The following is a 23,657-nucleotide window of genomic DNA, read 5'->3' as shown; positions in this document are numbered from 1 at the left end:
CGTCATTCCTTCGCTTCGCCCAGCCCTTGGCACGTCCCGCCCAGCGCTGCAAGAAAGCCGGTGGCATGGCGCGCCAGCGCGGCGTCGAGATCGGCCATGCTCGCGGCAATGCCGAGGTCGGCCAGGCTGGTCACCGGATATTCGGCAATCCCGCACGGCACGATGCCGCCGAAATGCGTCAGATCCGGGTTCACGTTGACCGCAAAGCCATGCATCGTCACCCAGCGACGCACGCGGACGCCGATCGCGCCGATCTTGGCCTCCTGCCCTGCCCGGTTGTCGGTCCAGATACCGACGCGCCCTTCCGCCCGGCGCGCGGCAACGCCCAGATCCGCGAGCGCGGCAATCACCCAGCCTTCGACGGCATGGACAAAGCAGCGCACATCCTTGCCGCGCTTGCGCAGGTCGAGCAGCACATAGCCGACCCGCTGGCCCGGCCCATGATAGGTATAGCGCCCACCGCGCCCAGTATCGAACACGGGAAACTGCTGGCTGAGCAATTCGGCAGGATCGGCGCTGGTCCCGGCGGTGTACAGCGGTGGGTGCTCGAGCAGCCAGAGCAGCTCGCCCGCCTCGCCGCGTTCGATCGCGGTATTGCGCGCCTCCATCTCGGCCAGCGCCTGCGGATAATCCGCATGACCAGCCGTGATGCGCCACTCGGGCGTGTCGGGAATGCCTGCGGGTGTCTCTGCCAAACTGCCTGCCAATGCCATTGCGCTGTGCCTTCTGCCGGGGGCGCCGCAGCCAAATGCCTTGCGCGGGGCCCCTGTGCCGTTTAGCGCACGGCTTTAGTCGCTTTAGTCCGTGAGGCCAATCCCGCCATGACCCGCAAGCTAGACCTTTCCGCCTGCTGGAACGACGTGATGCAGCTTTTCCGCGCCAATCGCGAGCTGCTGCTCAGCGTGGCGGGGGTGTTCATCCTGCTGCCGAGCCTCGCGTTCGCGTTCTTTTCGCCGCAACCGGCGGCCCCGGCGGACGCGACATTCGAGGTCATCTATCAGAATTTCCAGCAGTTCTATTCGGACAACATCATCTGGATCGTGCTGATCGGGCTGCTCAATGGTTTTGCGAGCATCGTCATGCTGGTACTGATGCTTGATCGCACGCGGCCCAATGTCGGCGAAGCGATGCGGCGCGGCCTGGCGATCATCCTGCCCTATTACGCAATGGGCGTGCTCAGTGGGGTGCTCACCTTTCTGGGGTCGCTCGCCTTCATTCTGCCGGGCATCTATATCTTCGTGAAGCTGATCGTCGCCGGTCCGGTGATGGTGGCAGAGCGCAAGCACGGCATCACGGCGCCGCTGCGGCGTTCGTGGGCGCTGACCAAGGGCAATAGCGGCCGCATCCTGATGTTTCTGATCGTCGTCGCGGTGACTGGGTTCTTCGTCTACATCACCAGCGTCACGGTTTTCGGGCTGGTGATCCGGCTGGGGATGGCTGGCGACATAGCCGATACGCTGACGACCCTGGTCGATGCGGTGCTGAGCATGCTGCTGACGGTGCTGATGGTGTGCATCTATGCCGCGATCTATCGCCAGATTGCCGGGCCCGATGCAGAGGATATCGCGCGCGAATTCAGCTGATCGGCATTTGCAGGATGCGTTGACGGCGGAAAACCCGGCGATGCGTCTGGAAATTCGGCGACGCGCGCCTAAGTTGCGACTATCGCCAAACAAAGGGGTCACACTCATGCGCGCCAAGGTTGCTCTTCCTCTCGCCGTTCTCGCCCTGACAGCAGGCTCCGCCGCAGTGTTGACCGAGGCCCCGGCCTATGCCGCGGATGCCGGCAAGATCGCCATCGGCGGCAAGGCCCCGATGTTCACGACCACCGGCGCCAAGGCGGGCAAGGCCTACAAGCTCAGCCTGGCCAGCGAGCTCAAGAAGGGCCCGGTGGTGCTGTATTTCTTCCCCAAGGCGTTCACCAGCGGCTGCACCGCAGAAGCGCACGAGTTCGCCACCCGCATGGCCGATTTCAAGAAGGCCGGCGCGACCGTGATCGGCCTGTCCGCCGACGGCATCGACGAGCTCAAGAAGTTCTCGACCGAAGCCTGCCAGAGCAAGTTCACTGTGGCACAGGCCACCCCGCAGATGATCCAGGCCTATGGCGTGGGTCTGGCAGGTCGCCCCAACATGACCAGACGCACCAGCATGGTTGTCGCGCCCAATGGCCGCGTGACCTTCGTGCATGACGACATGGACTATCGCGATCACGTCAAGCTGACGCTGGGCGCCGTCCAGTCGATGGCAAAGGGCAAGAAGGGCTGATCCTTTTTCCTGCGTGACCCCGCCCCCGGCGCGCGCTAGCGTCGGGGCATGAGTTGGCAGGACGAGATCGACGAGCTGAACCGGCGCCGCGCGCTGGCAGACAACATGGGCGGGGAAGAGAAGGTCGCGCGGCAGCATGCGCGCGGCAAGATGGATGCGCGCGCCCGGCTCGATGGCCTGCTCGACCCGGGCAGCTTTCGCGAGATCGGCAAGATCGCGGGCCGTGGCAGCTATGATGCGCAAGGCGATCTGGCAGACTTTGCCGCGTCCAACTTCATCTTCGGGCGGGGCGATATTGACGGGCGGGCGATCGTCGCCAGCGCCGATGACTTCACCGTACGCGGTGGCTCGGCCGACGCTGCCCTCCACCGCAAGTTCGTCCAGTGCGAGGCGATGGCGCACGAGCTGCGCCTGCCTCTTGTGCGGATGATCGACGGCACCGGTGGCGGCGGATCGGTCAAGACGCTCGAGACCATGGGCTATACTTACGTTCCGATGGTGCCGGGCTGGGATCATATCGTCACCAACCTGGAAACCGTGCCGGTCGTGGCGCTGGCGCTCGGCCCCACCGCCGGTTTGGGGGCGGCCCGCACGGTTGCCAGCCATTATTCGGTGATGGTCAAGGGCCTCTCCCAGCTGTTCGCCGCCGGTCCCGCCGTCGCGGCCGCGATCGGCGAGACGGTCGACAAGGAACAGCTGGGCGGCACCGAGATCCACTGCCGCAATGGCGTCGTCGATGAAGAGGTGGCGAGCGAAGCCGACGCCTTTGCCGTCGCCCGCAGGTTTCTCTCCTACCTGCCCTCCTCAATCGACAGCCTGGCCGCGCGAACGCCCTGCAGCGATCCCGTCGATCGCCGGGAAGAGGCACTGCTCTCCGTCGTTCCCCGTGACCCGGCTCAGGTCTACGCGATGCGCCGGGTGCTCACCCAAGTGTTCGATCACGGCAGCGTGTTCGAGATGGGTCGGCGCTGGGGACGTGCGGTGATCACCGCCTTTGCCCGGCTCAATGGCTGGCCGGTCGCGGTACTGGCCAGCGACCCCAGCTTTCTGGGCGGGTCGTGGGAGGCCAAGACCAGCGAAAAGGCGGAGCGTTTCGTCAAGCTGGCAGATCAGTTCCGCCTGCCGATCGTCCATCTCGTCGACAATCCCGGTTTCATGATCGGAGCGGATGCCGAGCGCGCAGGGACAATCCGCTATGGCGTCAACGCGATGAACGCGATCTATCGTGCCAGGGTGCCGCTCGCCTCGGTGATCGTCCGCCGCGCTTACGGGATTGCGGGATCGGCGATGTCGAATGCCGAGCGCTTCCAGTATCGCTTTGCCTGGCCGAGCGGCGATTGGGGCTCGCTGCCGATCGAGGGCGGCGTGGAGGTCGCCTACAAGTCCGAACTGGAAGCCAGTGCCGATCCGCAGGCGCATCTTGTTGCCATCCGCGCGCGGCTGAACAAGGTTCGCAGCCCGTTTCGCAGCGCCGAGCATTTTGCCGTCGAAGATATCATTGATCCGCGCGAAACTCGGCCGTTATTATGCGAGTTCGCGGATCTGGCCTGGACAAGACTTTCGGCAGGTCGGGCATAAGGCGCACCGCTTGCGATATGCTTAACGCGGCGCACGCCATCTCCCTGAAGCCTGTCTTAACGCACACGATGGCATTGTCAGTCAGGAACTTTATCAGGACCAGTGCCATGATCAACAATTCAGACCCCCCGGGCTCGCCCACCATGCGGACGGTGTATATCCGTCCCAATTATCAGGCGAACGACGTCGCGCCGCGGAACACCGATCCGGCCCCCAGCCGATCGACCGGTGAAGGCGTGATCAATCTGATCAACCGCCCCACCGCCACCAGCGGAGCGATGGAGAGCCTGGCCAAGGCTGCGTCCGCAGCAGAATTGCCGCAGACGCTCGACAAGTTCGCGCGCCAAGTTGCCAAGGCGATCCTCGGCGATCCCGAGCAGGCGATGCGGACCCTGCGTCCCCCGACTGCTGAAGCCGTCACGGGGCTGATCGGCGCCGCCTGACAGGCGGCAGGTCGTCTCATCAACTGTTCTTGTCCGCGCGTCGCCGACCGAACCGCATTGCGCGTTCGAGCCGGGCGCGCAATTGCGTGTAATAGGCCTCCAGAAAAGCGCGTTCATCGCCGACCGGCGGCGTCCAGCCGATCTTGCCGCAGATGGTCGCGGCGACGGTGTCCATCGCTTCGGGATTGCCGGTCCTCAGCACCTGCTCCAGCATCTGCAATTCATACTCGCCATAGACCGAAAGCTCGGCCTCCTCGAACCGATAGCGGTCGGGTGAAAGCTGTTCTGCGCCAGGGCTCGCCGCAGCGCCTGTCGCGACCACCTCTCCCAGCGTCGCCCGGGGGGCCTGCACCACCCAGGTTCCCGCGATCAGATCGCCGCAGCGCAGCCGGTCCTTGTTGAGCAGCGGAAAGGCGAGGAATATCCCCACCCACAAGATCCCCGACCAGGCGGCAAATTCGCTGAGCGTGCCCTGCACCCCGCCCGATGTCATGAACATCAACGGCAGGAACATCTCGATATCGCGCAGCAGATTGCGCGCGATCACCGCTTCTGCCGTCAGCCTGCCGCCGTCACGCGCGGCGACGCGGATTCCCACCGACCTCTTGCCCCAGGTCGCCGCGCGCTGGCCCAGTTCGAAGAACAGGAAATAGGCATTGCGCGCCAGAAACGTGCCGATGATGAACAGCACGAACAGAAAGTTCATCACGCCATCCGACACGGCCGGCAGCCCGGCGCGCGAATAGGCCCAGGCGAGCAGCAGGATCGTCAGTACGAACGCCAGGAACAGACCGAACAGCGCGGTCAGATCGATGAACAGCGCACCAATCCGCGCGCTCGCCGGCGCGACGGCGATGTCGAGCGCGACACCTTCCGGCGTGACCAGTGTCCGCCGCAGCTTGGCATCGGTGCCGCGGCTGCGACCCAAGTTGGCGGCGCGGGCCATCAGCTGCGCCTCGGGCGAAAAGCGAAGAAATAGGAAAGCCACAGCGCCAGCACGCCGTAGCCGATGGCATAGCGCATCGCGGTCGACTGGACGAGCTGGCGGGCAAAGCCTTCGAGCAACCCCGCGCAGATCAGCATGACGATGACCCCCGCCATGACTTGCGCGGCGGTGCGCCCGGCCCCGCTGAGAGCCGCCAGATGGCTGCGCTGCCCCGGAAAGCCCAAAGCGCGCCCGATGTGAAGCCCCGCTGCTCCTGCCAGCAGGATCGCAAGCAACTCGGTGGTGCCGTGGATCGACAGCCAGCCGATGAACTCCACCGTGAGCCCGCGTGAGGCAAAGACCCACAGCATCGCGCCCAGGCCGACCATGTTGTACACCAGCAGCAGCAGCGTCGGCACGCCAAAGGCAAAGCCCAGCGCGAAGGCCATGATCGCGACCTGCGCATTGTTGTTGAACAGATAGGCGGCAAAGACCGAAAGCCCTTCGCCTTCGGCCTTGCCGAACAGCGTACCGAGCAGGGCCTCGCGCGAGGCCCCCGGCACGCGCACGTCGCTGAACTGCGCGGGTACCAGCCGGAAATACCATTGCGGGTCGGCGTCGACCAGCCAGAAGCCCAGCATCGCACCGATCACCATTGCCGCCAGCGCAACGAGAATATCCACTCCCACCGCACGCACCGCACGGCTCAGACCGCCGCCGAAGAAGCTGCGGCACCAGCCGCCAAAGGTGGTGCGCGTGCCATAGACGATGAAATACGCCCGCAACGTCAGCGATTCGAGATAGGCGATCAGCCCGGCGTCGAGCGAGCTTTCGCGTGCGATCGACAGGCTCGAGAGCAGATTGCGGTACAGCACCGGCAACGCCATGACGTCATCATCGGACAGCTTCTTCAGCCGCCCCTTTTCCATCGCCGTGACCATCGCGTCGAGCCGCTGCCAATCGCCTTCGCGCTCCAGCCGGAAGCGATCGCTGCGCAGCACTGCGGCCGCCACCGCCTGTTCGCCGCGCAATGGCTGCGCCGCGCCGGTCACAGCTGCCCCCGGCGCTTGATCTTGAGATAGGCGTTCATCAACCGCGTGCCGATCTCGTCATGCCGCCCCTCGATCACCTCGACCCCCAGATGCCGCAACCGCGTGATGACCAGCCGTCGCTGCGCCAGCAGGCTGGCTGCCGCGACGCTCTGCGCCACGCTTTCGCTGGTTTCAGGTGGCTGGTCGACGATGCCCAGCAGTTCCTCATCTTCCATCGCGACGAACAGCAGCAGGTGCCGATCGATCAGCCGCCCGACCGATTCGAGCATCAGCTCGGCGCTGGTGGGGTCGGTAAAGTCGGTGAACACGACGATCAGCGAGCGCCGCTGGAGCTGCGCAGCGAGCGTCGACAGCGCCAGAGTGTAGTTGCTTTCCTCGAACCGGTAGTCGATTCCGGCAGCCTCGGACTGCAGGCGGAAGAAGTTGCGGCTGCCCGAGACGAACGGCGTGGCGCGCTCTGGCCGGGCTGCGAACGAGAACAATCGCACTTGGTCGCCCGCCTTGAGCGCCACATAGCTGGTCAGCAGCGCCGCCGACACCGCCCGGTCGATACGCGGCAGGCCCGCGACCGGCTCGCACATGTCCGACCCGGAATCGAGCGCGAACACGATCTGGTTGTTGCGCTCGGTATCATATTCGCGGGCGAGCAGCTTGGAATGGCGCGCAGAGCTTTTCCAGTCGATCGCGCGGCGATCGAACCCCGGCTGATATTCGACCAGAGCCTCGAACTCGCTGCCTTCGCCTCGGATCGGGCGGGCGAGGATTCCATACACCGCGTCGCGGATGAAGAGCTGCAAGGCGGGTGCGCGAACCGCCGCAATGTCGGGCAGGATCGCGGTGCTTTCGCCGCTCGCGCGTCTTTCCTGTCGCCAGCCGAGCCCGAGCGGACCCTGCCAGCGGACCCACAATGTTTCGATCACCAGAGTTCCGCGCCGCGCCGGGCTGAGTGCGATGGTCCCCCGCACGTGCCCTGCCGCTCGGTCCGCAGTCAGAACGGAAAAGCCGCGTCCGCCCGGAACGATCCGGCTTGCCACCGCGATGCTCGCTTCGGCACGCCGGATCGGCACCTGCGATGTCAACGCCCCCTCGACGCCGATCTGCACATCCTGCCCCAGTTCGCTGCTGGCCGGGACAATCAGCCGGATGTCGCGCGCACGCCCGGCAATCAGGGAATCGAGCACTGCCAGCAGCAGCACCGACGCCGACCAGGCCGGTCCCAGCGCCCACAGCCCGGGCGCGAACGCCGTCAGCAGGATCGCCAGCGGCGCACCGGCGGCAATCAGCAGGCCGCCGCGCAGACTGGGATAGGCTCCGATCAACGCGGCGCCTCGGTCCGTTCGACCAGATCGGCGACGATCGTCTCGACCCGGCGGCCCTCGATCTCTGCCGCGGGCGACAGCAAGGTGCGGTGGCGCAGCACCGATGCGGCGAGCTGCTTGACGTCATCGGGGATCACGTAATCGCGCCCCAGCAGCGCGGCCCGCGCCCGCGCCGCATTGGCGAGCATGATCGCCGCACGCGGGCTTGCCCCGCTTTCGAAATCCGCGGTCTCGCGCGTCGCGCGCACCAGACGCACGATATAGGCAACCACCTCGTCGACCAGCTTGACGTCCGCCACTGCAGCGCGCGCCGCGGTCAGCTCGTCGGATGTCACCTGCGGCTGGATATCGAACGCCTGCGGGCGCTGCATGCCGCTGCGCCTGCCATATTCGGCAACGATCCGCGCCTCTTCTGCCGCATCGGGATAGCCGACCAGCAGCTTGAACAGAAAGCGGTCGAGCTGCGCTTCGGGCAACGGGTACACGCCCTGCTGCTCGATCGGGTTCTGCGTCGCAACCACCATGAAATGTGGTGACAAGGCATGGCGGGTGCCATCCAGCGTCACGCTGCGCTCCTGCATCGCCTCGAGCAGCGCAGCCTGGGTCTTGGGCGGGGTGCGGTTGATCTCGTCCGCCAGCAGCAGATCGGTGAAGATTGCGCCGCGGGTCAGCGTGAACTGGCTGGTCTGGAAGTTGAAGAGGTTCGAGCCGATGATGTCGCCAGGCATCAGATCGGGGGTGAACTGGATGCGCCCGAAATCGAGCGACAGGCACGCGGCAAAGCACTGCGCCATGAAGGTCTTGGCGGTGCCCGGTGGCCCTTCCAGCAGCACATGACCCGACGAGAACAGCGCGATCAGCAGGTGATCGACAATCTCGTCCTGGCCGATGATCGCCTTGGCCATTTCGGCGCGGATGCGGTCTCCCAGCGCGTTGATATCGGCCATGTTCATCCCATCCGTTCCTTTTTCCATCGGTAGAGCGCGCGGGCGGCGGCCGCGATCGCGGGCCGGTCGCGCGCCGTGCGCATGGTTTCGATCAGTGTCTCGTAGTTGCGGCCCTCCCCATCGGCAGGCACTAGCGCCAGCCGGGCATCGACCTCAGGCGGTGGCAGCGAGGGTGGCAGGCCCAGCGCGCGCGCCGCGCGATCGCGTTGCAGGTCGGCATAAGCGCTTGCGGTCAGATGATCGCGTCCCAGGCGTCGGATCAGGCCGGCGCTGCCCTTGACCAGCGCGGTCTTGCCGAAGCCGAACGGACGCTCCTCGGACATTGGCGGGCCAAAGCGGAAGAACGCCATCCAGCCAAAGGCGATCGCCGCCAGCAAAAGGCTCGCCACCGCGCCCACAAAGGGCGGGCGGAATGCAACCGAGAGCAGGTTTTCCGATGCGCCCAGGCCGTTCTGGGTGAGGTCGAACACCACCCCTTCACCGCCACCAGACCAGGCCGCATCGATGATCTGCAACGCCTGCGCCGCCGTCTTGCGGTTGGCGAGGCTCAGGTTGTTCATCAGATCGGCATCGGCCACGATGACCACCGGATAGCGCCCCTGCTGCACGCCGGGGCCCGGCTCGGCCGGTGCATTGGCGTCGAGCGAAGGATACCAGCCGCCGTCCTCGATCACTGCCACGCGCGCACGGCCGGTTGGCGCGTCGGCGAGCACGGTCTTCAGCCTGTCGCCGGTGATCGTGACGCGCGCCTTGAGCGCCTGCCGGATCAAGGCAGCCTGCTGCTCGGGCGTCTCGGGCTGGACAAGCATTTTCGTGGCGAGCGTATCATCGACCCCTTCCAGCCGTGTCTTGACGGGAAGCAGCTGTGCCAGAAGCTGCGGGCTCTGTATCGCCACGAACGGGGAATCGAGCTGGACCCAACCGGTCTTGAACCCCTGGATCGGGCTGGCCTGCCATTTGGGCAGGATGATGATGGTGGGGCCGGTAAAGGCGCGCTGGTTGACGAGGGCCGCCAACTCCTTGGGATCGGAAGACAGCTGTGGCGTCACGATCAGCAGATCCTGCTGCTGCAGCGCATCCGGGCCGCGCCCATAGCGCACGGGGGTGCCGGTTTGCTCGAGCAACCGCCCCAGCGCCGAATAGCCGATCGCGCCCGATGATGCGCCATGCGCCTGGCCGTTGTTGCCCGGCCGAAGCGCTCCGCCCGCGCCGATCGCATAGAGCAATGCCACAAATGCCGCGAACCCGATGGCGACCATCAGCAGCACGGTGCCGCGGGCGAAGGGGTTGGCGCTGGTGCCGGCTTCCGCCATGTCAGCCGCCGTCCAGCGCGAATGCGCGATAGGCTTCGCGCGAGCTGTCCCACGCGCTGCGATCGAGCGGGCGGCGCGCGAAGAAGCTCGCCTCGACATGGCCTGCGATCACGCCGAACGCCTGGCGCGCGCGCTGTGACAGCGCCTCGAACGCGCTGACTTCGCGCGCGGTGGTCGATGGCCGCAGCAGATCGGGCCGCGTGGCAGCGATGTCCTCGATCGAGCGATACAGCAGCAGATGCGCCGCCTCATCGAACCGGCCCTCGGCTGCCAGCCGATCGGCCTCTTCGAGCAGGACGCGCGCTTGCGCCTTGTCCGGGGCCCAGTCCGGCACAGCGGCGGCGCGGCGTTCGCGCCAGTCGGCAATATACGGCGCCAGGATCACCCAGAGCAGAGCGATCACGCCAACGACAAGCGCCACCAGCAGCAGCTTGCTGAGCCACGGCCACGCGGCGGCAAGAACCTGCAGCACCGGCTCCAGCACATCGCCCAGCCATCGGGTGACATCCTCCCACCACGCGGGCGGCGGATCGGGGGGTTTGGCAAAGCTGGGGGCGAACTGGATATCGCTATCGCCGCGCACCTGATCATAGGCTGCATCAAAGCCATCGCGGCGGGGTGCAGTAAGGGCCGGGCCAGCAGTCACAGCCGGTTTGATCGCAGAAGCGAGAGGACGGGGCAAGGCGATTTGCGTGACGAAGCGCACTGGACGACCTGCGCGTACCTGTTAGGCTCTGCGCAAAACCAGATCCGGTCGCTTGGGACATTCATCCGGGAGAATTGATATGGCCAGCCAGCCCGCCGAGTTCAGCATATCCAATGTGTTTTCCAATACGTTCGGGGTCATCGCCCGGAACCCCGCCCTGTTTCTGGGGCTATCGCTCGTGATTGTCGGGCTGCCGCAGGTCGGGGTCGGCATGGCCTTCCCCGCAGCACCGGCGGACCCGACGACGGTGTTCGCCAACCCCGGTGGAATTATCAGCAGTATCATCGGCTATTTCGTCTTCTTGTTCCTGTCGATCATCCTTCAGGCGTCGCTGATCGTGGCATCTGCCAACGACCTGGCAGGCCGTCCGGTCAACTTCGGCGAATGTGTCGGGCGAGCAGTGTCGAAACTGCTTCCGCTGATCGGGCTGGGGATCGTCGTCGCCGTGGGCATCAGCCTGGGCCTGGTGCTGCTGATCATCCCCGGCATCATCCTCTACCTGATGTGGATGGTGGCCGTGCCCGCACTGATGGTCGAAAATCTGGGCGTGTTCGAGGCGCTTGGCCGCAGCGCGGCGCTGACCAAGGGTTCGCGGCTGAGGCTGCTGGGGCTGATCATCGTGTTTTTCGTGTTCAGCTTCATCATCGCCATCCCGATCGGCGTGATCTCGATGATCAGCGATTCGCTGACCGTGGTCAGCAGCGCCTTGCTGAGCACTGCGAGCGCCGCCGTCGGCTCGGCGGGGATTGCCGCCGTTTACATCGAACTGCGCGGAACCCGGGAAGGCGCAAGCAGCGAGGATCTCGCCAGCGTGTTCGCGTAAAGCGCAATCCGGGGCCAGGCCCTCGCCCGGCCCCGGACCAGCAGTTCAGCCAAACAGGCCCGCGAGATCCTTCTTGAGGATCTTGCCATTGGCATTGCGCGGCAGCGTTTCGTGGCAGAACACGATCCTGACCGGCACCTTGAACGCGGCCAGCCGTTCGCGCACCCAGGCCTGCAGCTCCGCCTCGCTCGCGCTGGTTCCCGGCGCGAGATGGACGACGGCGGCGGGCTCTTCGCCCAAGGTGCGGTGCGGCAGGCCGATCAACGCCGCATCGGTGACGGCGGGGTGGTCGTACAGCACGTTCTCGACCTCGGACGAATAGATGTTCTCGCCGCCGCGGATGATCATGTCCTTGGCGCGATCGACGATGTAGCAGAAGCCCTCTTCGTCGATCCGCGCCAGATCTCCGGTACGCACCCAGCCATCGACGAAGGTGGCCGCTGTCGCCTCCGGCTTGTTCCAGTATCCCTTCACGATCTGCGGGCCCCGCGCCCAGAGCTCGCCCACTTCGCCCGCAGGCATCTCGGTCAGGCCATCGGCGTCCATGATCTTGAGGTCGCACACGGGCACCGCAGGGCCGCAGCTGTCGGGCCGGTTGAGATAATCCTCTGCTGTGTGGCTGGTCACCGTCGCCATCGTCTCGGTCATGCCCCAGCCATTGCCAGGCAATGCGCCGAACACTTCGCGGATCTTGCGGACCAGCTCGGGCGCGGAGGGCGCGCCGCCGTAGGAAATCGACTTGAGCGACGACAGGTCGTATTTGTCGCGATCGGGATGCTCGATCAGCTGCCAGGCGATGGTCGGAACGCCGCCGGTGGCTGTCACACGTTCCCGCTCGATGATCTGCAGCGCCTTTTGCGCATCCCATTTGTGCATGAACACCATGGTCGATCCGCTGAACATGATGCCGGTCATCCCTGCGCTGCAGGCGGTGACGTGGAACAGCGGAATGACGGTGAGCATCACCGCAGGTTCAGGCGCGGGCGGCGCTTCGCCGCGGCGCAGCGACGATCGTACCCCGGCATAGGCAGAAGTCATGATGTTGGTGGTCATGTTGCGGTGGCTGCCCAACGCCCCCTTGGGGTTGCCGGTGGTACCCGAGGTGTAGAAGATCGTCGCGGCATCGTCGGGGGCGATGTCCACCACCGGCAGCTCGGCCGCCGCCAGCGCCGCATAAGCGGGCGGCGCGCCGATGATATCCTCAAGACGCGAAGCAGGCGCGGCCAGATCCCCAAGGCTGCGGCTGATCAGCATCGCTTCCAAGGCGGAGAGCTCGCCCAGGTGCGGGGCGATCCGGTCCAGCCGTTCGGCATCGGCAATCAGCAGCTTCGCGCCGGAATCAGCGAGACCATAGGCCAGTTCGGCGCCCGTCCACCAGGCATTGAGCGGCACCGCAATCGCGCCGATGCTGACGATGGCAAAGAACGCCACCGGCCATTCGGGCAGGTTGCGCATCGCCAGCGCCACCCGGTCGCCCTTGCCGATTCCTGCAGCCTGCAGGTGATGCGCCAGCGTAGCGGCGGCGCGGAACCAGGCGTCGTAGCTGACGCGCTCGTCCTCGTAGACGATGAAGGTCTTGTCGCCGTGCATCCGCGCCACCTGCGCCAGTGCCGCCAGGCTGGGCGGTGCGTTCTTCCAGCAGCGCGTGGCAATGCCATCGATGACGATGGTTTCCATCTCGAACGGCTGACCCGGCGCGCACAGCATCCCCTCGATCTGCTTGAGCGACATGGCAGGCCAGCCCGCAGGCGCACTCCAGCTGTCGGCAAGCGTCTCTGGGGCAGTCAGGCTCTGGGTGAGCGTCATGATAAGGCGATCCTCTCTATGCGTTTTTTTTGGTGTTGGCTCAACCCTATGGAATTGCACGCAGCGTGCAATGGCTGATTTTGCGGATCGTTTTCCAGGGCCGGGCGTACAGACTCCTAGCTTGGCACCGCCAGTTGATAACATATGTTAATATTATGAATTTGCTGGATAATTAGTCGGTGCCGTCCTAAAGCCTAGCGGCCGAGGACCAGAAGCGTTTGGAAATTGTCAGCATCCCGGCGGGCCTGCCGGATGGTGTTTGTTGCAGGAGCCCGGCCATGTCAGACAGTTGTTTCGTCGTCCGGCTCAACCGCTATCTTGCGCTGACCGCTGGAGAGATGAAAGCCGTCTCCGCGCTCGAGCGCGATCCCAAGGAATATCCATCAGGCAGCGTGCTGTGGCAGGAGGGTGATGATGTGTCCGAGCTGCTGATCGTGCACCATGGCTGGGCCCATTCCGAGACGCGCCCGCCCAATGGCAAGCGCCAGATTCTGCGGTTCCATTTTTCGGGCGATCTGATCGGCGCTGCGGGAATTGCCTTTCGCGATGCCGCATCCAGCATCGTCGCAGCGACCGACATGGTCGTCTGCCGGTTTCCCCGCAAGGCTCTGGGCGAGACCTTCATCCATCACCCCAGGCTGGCCGCGCTGTTCTTTTCGATGAGCCAGATGGAAAGCATCGATCTGGCCGATCGGCTGCGGGCGATTGGCCGGAGCGAAGGCAAGGCGCGGCTCGCCAACCTGTTTCTCTCGATCGCGGCCCGCATGCGGGCTGTCAGCGGCGAGAGCAATCCCGTGGTCCGCATCCCGCTGACTCAGAGCGATCTGGGCGATGCCGTGGGGCTGACGCAGGTCCATGTGAACCGTCTGATCCGGCAGATGACCGAGGAAAAGCTGATTACCCGCAATCGCAGCACCGTCACCCTGCTGGACGAACCCCGGCTGATCGAGATTTCCCGCTTCGTCGATCGCTTCAGCGCGATCGACACCAGCTGGTTTCCCGCCGCCAGAGCGTGAGCCTCGAGCAACCGACTGTCATAGTGCGGACGAGTCCGCTAGAAAGCTGGCCCATGTCTGACCTTGATTTTCTGTCGCGCGCCTTCGGTATTGGTTCGCCGGTCGCCGATGACGATGGCGTCGTTGCCGCGCGCGATACGCTGCAGCGGATGAATTCCGCCTTCCGCATCCTCACCGACGCCATGCCGCAGATGGTCTGGTCGACACTGCCCGACGGCTTCCACGATTATTACAATGCGCGCTGGTACGAGTTTACCGGTGTCCCCGACGGTTCGACCGACGGCGAAGGCTGGAACGACGTGTTCCATCCCGACGATCAGCAATTTGCCTGGAGCGTCTGGCGCCACTCGCTCGAGACCGGCGATCCCTATGAAATCACCTACCGGCTGCGGCATCACAGCGGCGAATATCGCTGGACTCTGGGCCGTGCGCTGCCGTTGCGCAACGAGGCCGGAACCATCGTTCGCTGGATCGGCACCTGCACCGACATCCACGAATCCAAGATGATGATGGAGGAAAACGAGATTCTGAGCCGGGAGCTGAGCCACCGGATCAAGAACATTTTCGCCGTCATCAACGGTTTGATCGGCATGTCCGCCCGGCAAAGCCCGCAGTTGCGCCCGCTGGCGGAGGAACTGCAGGATCGTATCGCGGCCCTCGGCCGTGCACACGAATTCGCCCGCCCGCACAGCGAACAATCCCGCCCGGTCTCGGTCGCGTCCACGCTGCGCGGATTGCTCGGCGAAATTCTGAGCGCCTATCCGGCGCTGGGCGAAGGCCGATTGACGATCACCGGCGATGATCCTGACATCGATGATCGCAGCGCGACGCCGATCGCCCTGGTGTTCCACGAGCTTGCGACCAATTCGGCAAAATACGGGGCTTTGTCATCAGACATTGGCACCGTGGCCATCGAGGTGGCGCAGGTGGGCGATGACGTGCAGGTGAACTGGATCGAACGCCATGGCCCTCCCCTTGCTGGCGAGCCGGCGGAAACGGGCTTCGGCACGCGGCTGGTACAGCTGGCCGTCACCCAGCAGCTGGCTGGCGGGATCGAGCGACATTGGCTGCCGGAGGGATTGCGCGTCGATATGCGGATTTCGGCGAGCCGGCTCAAGCGCGCAGATGGCGCTCCAGTCTAGGAAACGAAGCACGATTTGCGAAGTTGCAAATCGCCGGCTTGCCCCCATCAGGACGACAGCAGCATCAGGCAGGCAGGCGGCGTGGGTGTCGGCAGACCTTGACGGGCTGCCGCCGCAAAGCTGACGGCCTCGACGACCTGGCGGCTATCGACCGGCTTGATCATCACGCCCAACGCTCCGGGGATCGGAACGTCGATCTGGCGCGGATTGGCGGTCACGAAAATTACCGTGCAGCCGATGTCCTGCCCCAGCCAGGCGCCAATCGAGGGTCCAGTCGCGCCATCGCACAGGTTGATATCGACCAGAGCGACGCTGGGGCTGCGTTCTGCCAGACGCATCGCCGACTTCCAGTCGTCGGCAACACCGACAACCTCGTGGCCCGCGTCTTCCAGCCCGACCTGCATGTCGAGTGCGACGAGAAACTCGTCTTCAACGATGAGGATCCGGGCGGGCATGGCGGTTACGTTTCCAATTTGGTCTGGTGCGTCCCCCAATGGGCGGCACTCGAAAGATAAAACCACCGGTGCGGCATAAAGTTTCATCGATAAGTTGATGCATGTTAATCGACGCGCTCGATCCACCGCAACGCGCGGTGATCTGTTTCCACCAACGTATCAATGGGTTCGACCAGCACCATTGCGCCGCCGTTGCAGCGCCGCATCCGCCATGATAGCGCCGCGCTATCCGCAATGCTGGTCTCTATGCCCGGCCTGCGCCCCATTTTCAGACCGGGAAGGTTCCGCCACCAATGACGTCATTCCGCCAGACCATGCTTCTGCTCGCCAGCGCCGCACTCGCTGCCCCGCTCAGCCTTTCGCCCGCGCTGGCGCAGACCGCGACAGAGGCTGCCCCCCAGTCGGAAGATGCTCGGCTGACAGCCCTTTTTGCTGCCGATGACGAGGCGCAGCTCAAGCGCAACCCGATCGGCGGGCTGTTCCGCGGCGATCTGCGCTATGCCGATCGCCTGGGCGATTATGTCACCGACGAATATTATGCGGGCGAACGCCAGGCGGCCGAAGAGAATCTGGTGGCGCTGGCCAAGATCGACCGGGCCAAGCTGACCGCTACCAACCAGATTGCCTATGACATCTTCGAGCGCAACCAGAAGGATCTGATCAAGGGATTGTCGCCTGAATATCTGCCGTTGACCGCGGTGCGCCCGCTCAACCACTTCTTCGGCTTCCACACCTTCTACCCGAACTTCGCCTCGGGCACCGGCACCGCGCCGTTCAAGACGGTCGTCGACTATGAAAACAACCTCAAGCGGCACAAGGAGTTCGTCTTGCTGCTCGACCGTTCGATCGCGCGCTTCAAGGAAGGCCAGGCATCGGGCGTGTTCGAAACCAAGCTGACGATCCGCAACGTGATCGAACAGCTCGACACGCAGCTGAAGCAGGCTCCCGAGGAATCGCCCTATTACGGCCCGATCAAGCAACTGCCCGCCGACTTCAGCGAGGCGGACAAGGCACGCTTTACCGCCGAATATCGCAAGGTTATCACCGACGAGATCTACCCCGCCTACACGCGGCTGCGCGATTATCTGGCGAACGACTATCTGAAGGACGCGCGCGAGGGCGTCGGCCTCAAGTACATGAAGGGCGGCGACAAGCTTTATGCTTATCTGATCGAGCAGACCACCACGCTGCCGCTGACCGCCGATGAAGTGCACAATCTGGGGCTCAGCGAGGTCAAGCGCATCCTCACCGAGATGGAAACGATCCGGGCCGAGGTCGCCTTCAAGGGCACCCTGCCCGAGTTCTTCAACCATCTGCGCACCGACCCCAAGTTCAAGATGCCGACCCGCGAGGCTCTGACCCAGGGCTATTACGATATCGGCAAGAAGGTCGATGCGGTCATTTCCACCCAGTTCAAGATCCTGCCCAAGACCCCGCTCGAAATCCGGCCCTATGAGGAATTTCGCGAGAAGTTCGAGGCCGGCGGCAGCTATCAGTCGGGCAATCCCGATGGCTCGCGTCCGGGTATCTTCTACTTCAACGCCTATGACCTGCCCAGCCGCACCACGCCGGGCATGACCACGCTGTATCTGCACGAAGGCGCACCTGGGCACCATTTCCAGATCAGCCTGGCGCAGGAAAACGAGGCTCTTCCCGCCTTCATGCGCTTTGGTGGCAATACCGCCTATGTCGAAGGCTGGGCGCTGTATTCGGAGAAGCTGGGCTATCCGATGAGGCTGTTCACCGACCCCTATCAGCGCTTTGGCCATCTGGATGACGAGATGCTGCGGGCGATGCGCCTGGTGGTCGACAGTGGCATTCATTCGAAGGGCTGGACCCGCGAACAGGCGATCAAGTACATGCTCGACAACTCGTCGATGGGCGAAACCGACGCCACCGCCGAAGTCGAGCGCTACATTGCCATCCCCAGCCAGGCTCTGGCCTACAAGATCGGCGCGCTGACCATCCAGCGGCTGAAGGCCAAGGCGGAAAAGGAACTGGGCGCCAAGTTCGACCCGCGCGAGTTCCACGACCAGGTGCTCAATACCGGCGCGCTGCCGATGAGCGTGCTGGAAGACAAGATCAACCGCTGGATCGTCGCCACCAAGGGCTGATCCGCTGGCCGGATCCCCTCACGTGTCCAAACATCCGACCCCGCCCTGGCGCATCGTGCCGGGCGGGGTTTTGCTGTCGGTAAGGGCGACGCCCCGCGCCAGTCGCAGCGTCGTGGCGGGGATTGGCGCTGGTGCCGAAGGCCGGGCGGTGATGATGGTGCGAATTGCAGCCCCGCCATCGGAAGGCGCGGCCAACGCCGCACTGGTCGATCTGCTGGCTGCAAGGCTGGGCCTGCGCAAACGCGATATCACCATCCGCTCGGGCGAAACCGGACGCAACAAGCAGGTGCATATCGCCGGCAATGGGGTCCAGATTGCGGCCGATCTGGCAGCGCTGGTCACGGGCTGATCGCGTGCGTTTGCAAATTTGCACCAACCTGCATCAATAACATTTGCCTGATCGCCGCATCTTCTGCACTCTCGGAGCCGTATCTGGCGCAAGGGATCAGATCGGGGGCGGGTTTTACGGATCATGGATGTTCAGCAAGAGGGCTGGCCGCCCCGCACCGATGATCGCCCGCCGACACTGCTGTCACGCCTTGTCAGACGCCTTCTGCTGATGCTGTATCGCAGCCATGGCTGGCGCGCCGAGGGCATGGTGCCCGAGCCGCGCCGTTTCGTGATCATCGCGGCACCGCACACCAGCAACTGGGATTTTCTGTATTTTCTGGGCCTTACCGGCGACCTTGGCATCAAGGCGCATTTCATGGCCAAGACCTCGCTGTTCCGCTGGCCGCTGGGCCGTTTCATGCGCGACATGGGCGGCGTTCCGGTCGAGCGCAGCTACAACCGCGGCCAGGTGCAGCAGATGGTCGAGGAATTCGCGCGTCGCGACGAGTTCATGCTAACCATCGCGCCCGAAGGCACCCGCGGCAATGTGCGCCAGTGGCGCACCGGCTTCTACCAGATCGCGCTCGCCGCGCGGGTGCCCCTGGTGTGCGGTCTGATGGATTACGGCCGCAAGGTCGGCGGGTTGGGCCCTGCGATCATGCCTACCGGCGATTATGCCGAGGACATGAAGAAGATCATGGAATTTTACAAGAGCGTGACCCCGCGCCATCCGGACCGCGCGGGCACCGACATCATCAAGGACAGCCGCCTGTGATCCCCGTGACCGATGCCATTCCCCTGCTGTTGCACAATCTGGTGCTGATCTTTGGCGTGATGATCGTGTTGTGGGGCGTCTCCGTCGCGATCAAGGATGTATCGTTCATCGATGCCGTCTGGCCGATGGGGATGGTGCTGCTGGCGGCCACCACCTTCTGGTTGAGCGGTGCGGCATCGCCGGCATCCGCGCTGCTGCTCATGCTGACCGCTCTGTGGGGACTGCGGCTAGGCATCCATCTGTTTGTCCGTTGGCGGCGCAATGGCGTCGATCCGCGCTATGCCAAGATCATCGCCTCTGCCCGGGACAAAAAGGGCTGGAGCTTTGCCAAGACATCGCTGCTGCAGGTGTTCCTGCTGCAGGGGCCGCTGCTGTTCATGGTCTGCCTGCCCGCGCAGCTCGGCATCTGGCGCGGCGGAGCGGTCGACGCGCTGGCGCTGGCAGGTGCGGCGATCGCTTTGGTCGGTATCGCCTTCGAGACCATCGGCGACTGGCAGTTGGAGCAGTTCCGCGCCAACCCAGCCAACAAGGGCAAGGTGCTGAACACCGGCCTTTGGCGCTATACCCGTCACCCCAATTATTTCGGTGACGCCTGCACCTGGTGGGGCATCTGGATCGTCGCGCTGTCCACCGGTTGGGATGTCGCGCTCGCCAGCCTGATCGGCCCGGTGTTCCTCAACTTCACGCTGGTGAAGTGGAGCGGCGCCGCGATGCTCGAGCGCGGGTTGAAGAAGACGCGCCCCGATTATGCCGACTATATCGCGCGGACATCGTCTTTCTTTCCGCTGCCGCCCAAGCAGGGGTCATGACCCTTGGGTTGAACGCGGCGGCTTGATTACCGCATTTTAAGGCCTTCCGGTTAACGCTGCCTGCCATTAACAGCTGCAGGCGATGCCAGACCATGACCAGACCGCTCGACGATGTGACCGCGATGATCGCGCAGGCACGCAGCCTTGGCCCGGACGAAACGCTGGCGCTGCGGCGCGTGGTCTGGCCCGATGGCAAGATCACCGGGGGGGAAGCGGGCATCCTGTTCGAACTCAACCGGAGCAGCTCTGCCCCCAGCGCCGAATGGGTCGATTTCTTCGTCGAAGCGATCACCGCCTATCTGGTCGAACAGGCCGAGCCGCGCGGCTATGTCAGCGATGAAAACGCCACCTGGCTGATGCAGGCGATCGACCATGACGGCAAGGTCGACACGCTGGCCGAGCTTGAGCTGCTGGTGAAGGTGATCGAGCGAGCCGAGAACGTCCCCGACAGCCTCAAGAGCTATACGCTGACGCAAATTCGCCGCGCGGTGCTGGAAGGCGAAGGTCCGACACGCTGCGGAACCGGCCTCAAGCCCGGCAGCATCGGCACCGCCGAAGTGCGTCTGCTGCGCCGCGTGCTCTATGCGACCGGTGGCATGGCGCCAGCGCATATCAACCGCGAAGAAGCCGAATTGCTGTTCGCGATCAAGGACGCCACCCTTGCCGGCAGCAACGCGCCCGAATGGCAGACCTTGTTCGTCCAGGCGCTGCGGCTGCACCTGATGACCGATCAGCGCTTCCGGGCGCTGAGCCGCGAGGATGCCGCCCGGTTGCATGCTTTCATGGCCGATACAACGTCGGGCGTGGGCGGCTTTTTTGGCCGGATGGTCCAGTCGCTGGGCAACCGGCCAGCGCCGTCCGCGACTCCCGCCCCCCTTCCCGTGGGCGATGAAGGGGTCAGCGACGAAGAAGACAATTGGCTGCAGACGATGGTCGAGGCCGATGGCGCGCTCGATCCGCTGGAGCGCGCATTGCTGAAGGCGCTGGCCGAAGACTGAGGCCGCACCGGGGTTGCGCTGAGGCCAAAGCGCTGACAGACTTGGCGGGTAACCGGAAGGCATATCCGGCCACCCCCTGTCACGTCCGGAATACCGCCATGCATCATCATGCCGCGCTTGAAGATCTGACCCACGATCATGTGTTCGCAGGCCAGCGCGAGGCCGAGAGCGAACGCCGTACCTGGTACGTCGTTGCGTTGACTGCGGTGACCATGGTGGCGGAAATCATCGGAGGATGGTGGACCGGATCGATGGCGCTGCTCGCCGATGGCTGGCACATGGGCAGTCATGTCGCAGCCCTGGGCCTTGCCGGCTTTGCCTATCACTTTGCCCGCACCCATGCCGACGACCGCCGCTTTTCGATGGGCACCGGCAAGGTCGGATCGCTCACCGCCTTCAGCAGCGCGCTGCTGCTAGGCGTCATCGCGCTGCTGATGGCATGGGAGTCGGTGGGCCGGCTGGCCGATCCGTTGCGGATCGATTATGCCGCCGCGATCATCGTCACGGTCATCGGCCTTGTGGTCAACATCGCCAGCGCCTTCATGCTGGGCGGTCACGACCACCACCATCACGACGCCGATCACCACCACCATCCTCATGATGACGATCATCATCATCACCACCATCACGACCACCATGCCGCGGGCAGCCACCATCACGACCACAACCTGCGCGCGGCCTATGTCCACGTGGTCACCGATGCGCTGACATCGGTGCTGGCGCTGGCCGCGCTGCTCGGCGGGCTCTGGCTGGGGCTCGCCTGGCTCGACCCGCTGATGGGGATCGTCGGCGCTGGCGTCATTCTATGGTGGGCGGCGGGGCTGATGCGGCAATCGGCGCGGGTCCTTCTCGACATGGAGGCCGATCCGGCCACCGCGGCCGCCATCCGCCAGCGGATCGAGGCCGATGCCGACAACCGCGTGGTCGATCTGCATCTCTGGCAGGTCGGCACCGGGCATCTGGCGCTGATCGTGTCGCTCGCCACGCATCACCCGCGGCCGCCCGGCCATTATCGCGCCTTGCTCAAGGACATTCCCAACCTGTCGCATTGTACGTTCGAGATCGTGCCGTGCGAGGATCACCGCTGCGCTGCGGCCCCTGCCCTGGCTCAAGGCTAACAAGCGACCTTTTCGGCCGCGCCCATCGATGCTAAGCGCGCGGCCATCATGAGCCAGTACACATCCGATCTTTTGGCGCTGCTTGATGCGCGCGGCTACATCCACCAACTGACCGACGCTGCCGCGCTCGACGCGTTGGCGACGAAGCAGATCGTGCCCGGCTATATCGGCTTCGATCCGACCGCGCCTTCGCTGCATGTCGGATCGCTGGTGCAGATCATGCTGCTGCGCCGCCTGCAGCAGACCGGCCACAAGCCGATCGTCGTGATGGGCGGTGGCACCGGCAAGATCGGCGACCCCAGCTTCAAGGACGAGGCACGCAAGCTTCTGACCACCGATCTGATCGCGTCCAACGTCGCGTCGATCAAGCGCGTGTTCGAACGGTTTCTGACCTTTGGTGACGGGCCTACCGATGCGATCATGGTCGACAATGCCGAATGGCTCGACAAGCTCGAATATGTGCCGTTCCTGCGCGATATCGGCCAGCATTTCTCCATCAATCGGATGCTCAGCTTCGACTCGGTCAAGCTGCGGCTCGACCGCGAGCAGTCGCTGAGCTTCCTCGAGTTCAACTACATGATCCTGCAGGCTTACGACTTCCTGGAGCTGTCGCGCCGCGTCGGTTGCCGGCTGCAGATGGGCGGATCGGATCAGTGGGGCAATATCGTCAACGGCATCGAGCTCGCGCGCCGGGTCGATGGGACCGAAGTCTATGGCGTCACCACGCCGCTAATCACGCTCGCCGACGGCGGCAAGATGGGCAAGACCGAAAAGGGCGCAGTCTGGCTGAACGAGGATTCGCTCCCCGCTTACGATTACTGGCAGTTCTGGCGCAACACGCAGGACGCCGATGTCGGCCGCTTCTTGCGCCTGTTCACCGATCTTCCGCTCGATGAGATCGCTCGGCTGGAAGCCCTGCAGGGCTCGGAGATCAACGAGGCCAAGAAGGTGCTCGCCGACGCCGCGACGACGATGTGCCGCGGCGCAGACGCCGCTCAATCTGCAGCCGAGACGGCCCGCGCCACCTTCGAACAGGGCCAGGCCAGCGGCGATCTGCCGACGGTCCACGTGCCTGCCGATGGCATGGGCATCGTGCAGGCGACGGTGGCGCTGGGCTTCACCGCATCGAACAAGGAAGCCAAGCGCAAGATCGAGGAAGGCGCCGTGCGCGTCAACGGAGAGAAAATCACCGGCTTCGACCATGTTGTCAGAGCCGGTGACAAGCTGAGCCTGGGGCAGAAGAAGCACGGACTGGTCTTGCCGCAAGACTGATGTCTTGAGGCTAGCCGAACAAAGGGTAACCTCTCCTTAGAGTTTACACTTTGTTTGGACTTTTGACCGATGGTGGCATCTCGCAATCATGCAGACACGGGTGGTCGAAATGTCCAGAGGAGCCAAACTTGCCGTTGTGGAAAAGCGCCATGCCGCGCGCCACGTGGTCAGTCATGCAACCATTGCCGAGCATCGGCATCTTGGGGACATCAAGACGCATATCGTCAACATTTCGGCCAATGGTTTCATGACCGAAGGCGAAATGCCGCTGGCCAAGGGCGAGCGGATCACCGTGCGCCTGCCGGTGATCGGCCGGATCGAGGCGCACCTGATCTGGTCGCTCGGCGGTCGCAGCGGCTTCCAGCTGGAACGCGTGATCCGGCTCAACGAATTCAACCAGATGGTCGAACAGCTCGGTGCGACGCCGCCGCCGTTTACCCGGCGCTGAGCC

24 protein-coding genes are annotated in these 23,657 nt (G+C 64.4%); 15 read left to right on the top strand and 9 right to left on the bottom strand.

The genetic code is table 11. The features are described from left to right. Positions 1-2: 2 nt before the first annotated feature. Positions 3-713: a lipoyl(octanoyl) transferase LipB gene (gene lipB / locus LI72_RS03030; protein WP_052129464.1), complete on the bottom strand. Its 711-nt coding sequence runs from the start codon at positions 711-713 to the stop codon at positions 3-5. A 108-nt stretch (positions 714-821) separates the two neighbouring features. On the opposite strand from lipB, the gene LI72_RS03025 reads away from it, so the two are divergent. The 4 genes from LI72_RS03025 to LI72_RS03010 all read left to right on the top strand — a co-directional run bounded on the left by LI72_RS03025 (position 822) and on the right by LI72_RS03010 (position 4,286). Further along, the gene (locus LI72_RS03025) at positions 822-1,583 is read left to right on the top strand and encodes a glycerophosphoryl diester phosphodiesterase membrane domain-containing protein (RefSeq protein WP_033924434.1); all 762 of its coding nucleotides are present in this window, start codon (positions 822-824) and stop codon (positions 1,581-1,583) included. A 106-nt stretch (positions 1,584-1,689) separates the two neighbouring features. Then, positions 1,690-2,265: a peroxiredoxin gene (locus tag LI72_RS03020; protein WP_052129463.1), complete on the top strand. Its 576-nt coding sequence runs from the start codon at positions 1,690-1,692 to the stop codon at positions 2,263-2,265. Positions 2,266-2,313: 48 nt separating this feature from the next. Continuing rightward, positions 2,314-3,843 carry an acyl-CoA carboxylase subunit beta gene (locus LI72_RS03015; protein WP_033924433.1) on the top strand — a complete coding sequence of 510 codons (1,530 nt, stop codon included), beginning with the start codon at positions 2,314-2,316 and terminating at the stop codon, positions 3,841-3,843. Positions 3,844-3,950: 107 nt separating this feature from the next. Further along, positions 3,951-4,286 carry a hypothetical protein gene (locus LI72_RS03010; RefSeq protein ID WP_033924432.1) on the top strand — a complete coding sequence of 112 codons (336 nt, stop codon included), beginning with the start codon at positions 3,951-3,953 and terminating at the stop codon, positions 4,284-4,286. A gap of 19 nt (positions 4,287-4,305) precedes the next feature. Here LI72_RS03010 and LI72_RS03005 read toward each other — a convergent pair whose 3' ends face one another. Genes LI72_RS03005 through LI72_RS02980 form a run of 6 tightly spaced genes read right to left on the bottom strand, consistent with a single transcriptional unit; the run spans position 4,306 to position 10,488 of the window. Next, complete coding sequence (locus LI72_RS03005; RefSeq protein WP_033924431.1) at positions 4,306-5,232, bottom strand: RDD family protein; 927 nt, start codon at positions 5,230-5,232, stop codon at positions 4,306-4,308. Then, positions 5,232-6,263: a stage II sporulation protein M gene (locus LI72_RS03000; protein ID WP_033924430.1), complete on the bottom strand. Its 1,032-nt coding sequence runs from the start codon at positions 6,261-6,263 to the stop codon at positions 5,232-5,234. Before LI72_RS03000 ends, LI72_RS03005 begins: the two co-directional genes overlap by 1 nt. Beyond that, positions 6,260-7,582 carry a DUF58 domain-containing protein gene (locus LI72_RS02995; protein WP_033924429.1) on the bottom strand — a complete coding sequence of 441 codons (1,323 nt, stop codon included), beginning with the start codon at positions 7,580-7,582 and terminating at the stop codon, positions 6,260-6,262. Before LI72_RS02995 ends, LI72_RS03000 begins: the two co-directional genes overlap by 4 nt. Further along, positions 7,579-8,535 carry an AAA family ATPase gene (locus LI72_RS02990; protein WP_033924428.1) on the bottom strand — a complete coding sequence of 319 codons (957 nt, stop codon included), beginning with the start codon at positions 8,533-8,535 and terminating at the stop codon, positions 7,579-7,581. The genes LI72_RS02995 and LI72_RS02990 overlap by 4 nt, the downstream gene beginning before the upstream one ends. Then, entirely contained in the window at positions 8,532-9,842 is a 1,311-nt protein-coding gene (locus LI72_RS02985; RefSeq protein WP_033924427.1) for a DUF4350 domain-containing protein, read from the bottom strand. Before LI72_RS02985 ends, LI72_RS02990 begins: the two co-directional genes overlap by 4 nt. A gap of 1 nt (position 9,843) precedes the next feature. Further along, positions 9,844-10,488 carry a hypothetical protein gene (locus LI72_RS02980; RefSeq protein ID WP_052129462.1) on the bottom strand — a complete coding sequence of 215 codons (645 nt, stop codon included), beginning with the start codon at positions 10,486-10,488 and terminating at the stop codon, positions 9,844-9,846. A gap of 139 nt (positions 10,489-10,627) precedes the next feature. Between LI72_RS02980 and LI72_RS18875 the strand changes: the two genes are divergently transcribed. Beyond that, complete coding sequence (locus LI72_RS18875) at positions 10,628-11,371, top strand: hypothetical protein (RefSeq protein ID WP_052129461.1); 744 nt, start codon at positions 10,628-10,630, stop codon at positions 11,369-11,371. A gap of 45 nt (positions 11,372-11,416) precedes the next feature. Here LI72_RS18875 and LI72_RS02970 read toward each other — a convergent pair whose 3' ends face one another. Next, on the bottom strand, positions 11,417-13,177 hold the full coding sequence (locus tag LI72_RS02970) for a class I adenylate-forming enzyme family protein (RefSeq protein ID WP_033924426.1): 1,761 nt from the start codon (positions 13,175-13,177) through the stop codon (positions 11,417-11,419). A gap of 278 nt (positions 13,178-13,455) precedes the next feature. On the opposite strand from LI72_RS02970, the gene LI72_RS02965 reads away from it, so the two are divergent. Both LI72_RS02965 and LI72_RS02960 read left to right on the top strand, forming a co-directional pair. Further along, on the top strand, positions 13,456-14,193 hold the full coding sequence (locus LI72_RS02965; RefSeq protein WP_033924425.1) for a Crp/Fnr family transcriptional regulator: 738 nt from the start codon (positions 13,456-13,458) through the stop codon (positions 14,191-14,193). Between the two features lie 53 nt (positions 14,194-14,246). Beyond that, on the top strand, positions 14,247-15,335 hold the full coding sequence (locus LI72_RS02960) for a PAS domain-containing protein (protein ID WP_052129459.1): 1,089 nt from the start codon (positions 14,247-14,249) through the stop codon (positions 15,333-15,335). Between the two features lie 47 nt (positions 15,336-15,382). On the opposite strand, the gene LI72_RS02955 is transcribed toward LI72_RS02960, so the two are convergent. Next, a complete protein-coding gene (locus tag LI72_RS02955; protein WP_052129458.1) occupies positions 15,383-15,790 on the bottom strand; it encodes a response regulator in 408 nt (135 codons plus the stop codon). Between the two features lie 293 nt (positions 15,791-16,083). Between LI72_RS02955 and LI72_RS02950 the strand changes: the two genes are divergently transcribed. From LI72_RS02950 to LI72_RS02915, 8 genes are all read left to right on the top strand, one after another. Then, on the top strand, positions 16,084-17,904 hold the full coding sequence (locus LI72_RS02950; RefSeq protein WP_033924424.1) for a DUF885 domain-containing protein: 1,821 nt from the start codon (positions 16,084-16,086) through the stop codon (positions 17,902-17,904). A 22-nt stretch (positions 17,905-17,926) separates the two neighbouring features. After that, positions 17,927-18,253 (top strand): DUF167 domain-containing protein, encoded by a 327-nt coding sequence (locus LI72_RS02945; protein WP_231562344.1) that lies wholly within the window; start codon positions 17,927-17,929, stop codon positions 18,251-18,253. Between the two features lie 123 nt (positions 18,254-18,376). Next, positions 18,377-19,009 carry a lysophospholipid acyltransferase family protein gene (locus LI72_RS02940; protein WP_052129457.1) on the top strand — a complete coding sequence of 211 codons (633 nt, stop codon included), beginning with the start codon at positions 18,377-18,379 and terminating at the stop codon, positions 19,007-19,009. Next, on the top strand, positions 19,006-19,818 hold the full coding sequence (locus LI72_RS02935; RefSeq protein WP_331377926.1) for a DUF1295 domain-containing protein: 813 nt from the start codon (positions 19,006-19,008) through the stop codon (positions 19,816-19,818). The genes LI72_RS02940 and LI72_RS02935 overlap by 4 nt, the downstream gene beginning before the upstream one ends. Before the next feature lie 92 nt (positions 19,819-19,910). After that, on the top strand, positions 19,911-20,816 hold the full coding sequence (locus LI72_RS02930) for a hypothetical protein (protein ID WP_033924423.1): 906 nt from the start codon (positions 19,911-19,913) through the stop codon (positions 20,814-20,816). Positions 20,817-20,914: 98 nt separating this feature from the next. Next, a complete protein-coding gene (gene dmeF / locus LI72_RS02925; protein ID WP_033924422.1) occupies positions 20,915-21,934 on the top strand; it encodes a CDF family Co(II)/Ni(II) efflux transporter DmeF in 1,020 nt (339 codons plus the stop codon). Positions 21,935-21,982: 48 nt separating this feature from the next. Beyond that, positions 21,983-23,206: a tyrosine--tRNA ligase gene (gene tyrS, locus LI72_RS02920; protein WP_033924421.1), complete on the top strand. Its 1,224-nt coding sequence runs from the start codon at positions 21,983-21,985 to the stop codon at positions 23,204-23,206. A gap of 88 nt (positions 23,207-23,294) precedes the next feature. Continuing rightward, positions 23,295-23,654 carry a PilZ domain-containing protein gene (locus LI72_RS02915; protein ID WP_443018106.1) on the top strand — a complete coding sequence of 120 codons (360 nt, stop codon included), beginning with the start codon at positions 23,295-23,297 and terminating at the stop codon, positions 23,652-23,654. Positions 23,655-23,657: the final 3 nt, after the last annotated feature.

Origin of the sequence: Sphingomonas sp. 35-24ZXX (assembly GCF_000786215.1) — a bacterium.
In the GTDB taxonomy this organism is placed as follows: domain Bacteria; phylum Pseudomonadota; class Alphaproteobacteria; order Sphingomonadales; family Sphingomonadaceae; genus Blastomonas.
Note: the sequence above shows the minus strand (reverse complement) of the source record. Positions and strands in the feature narration are given on the sequence as shown.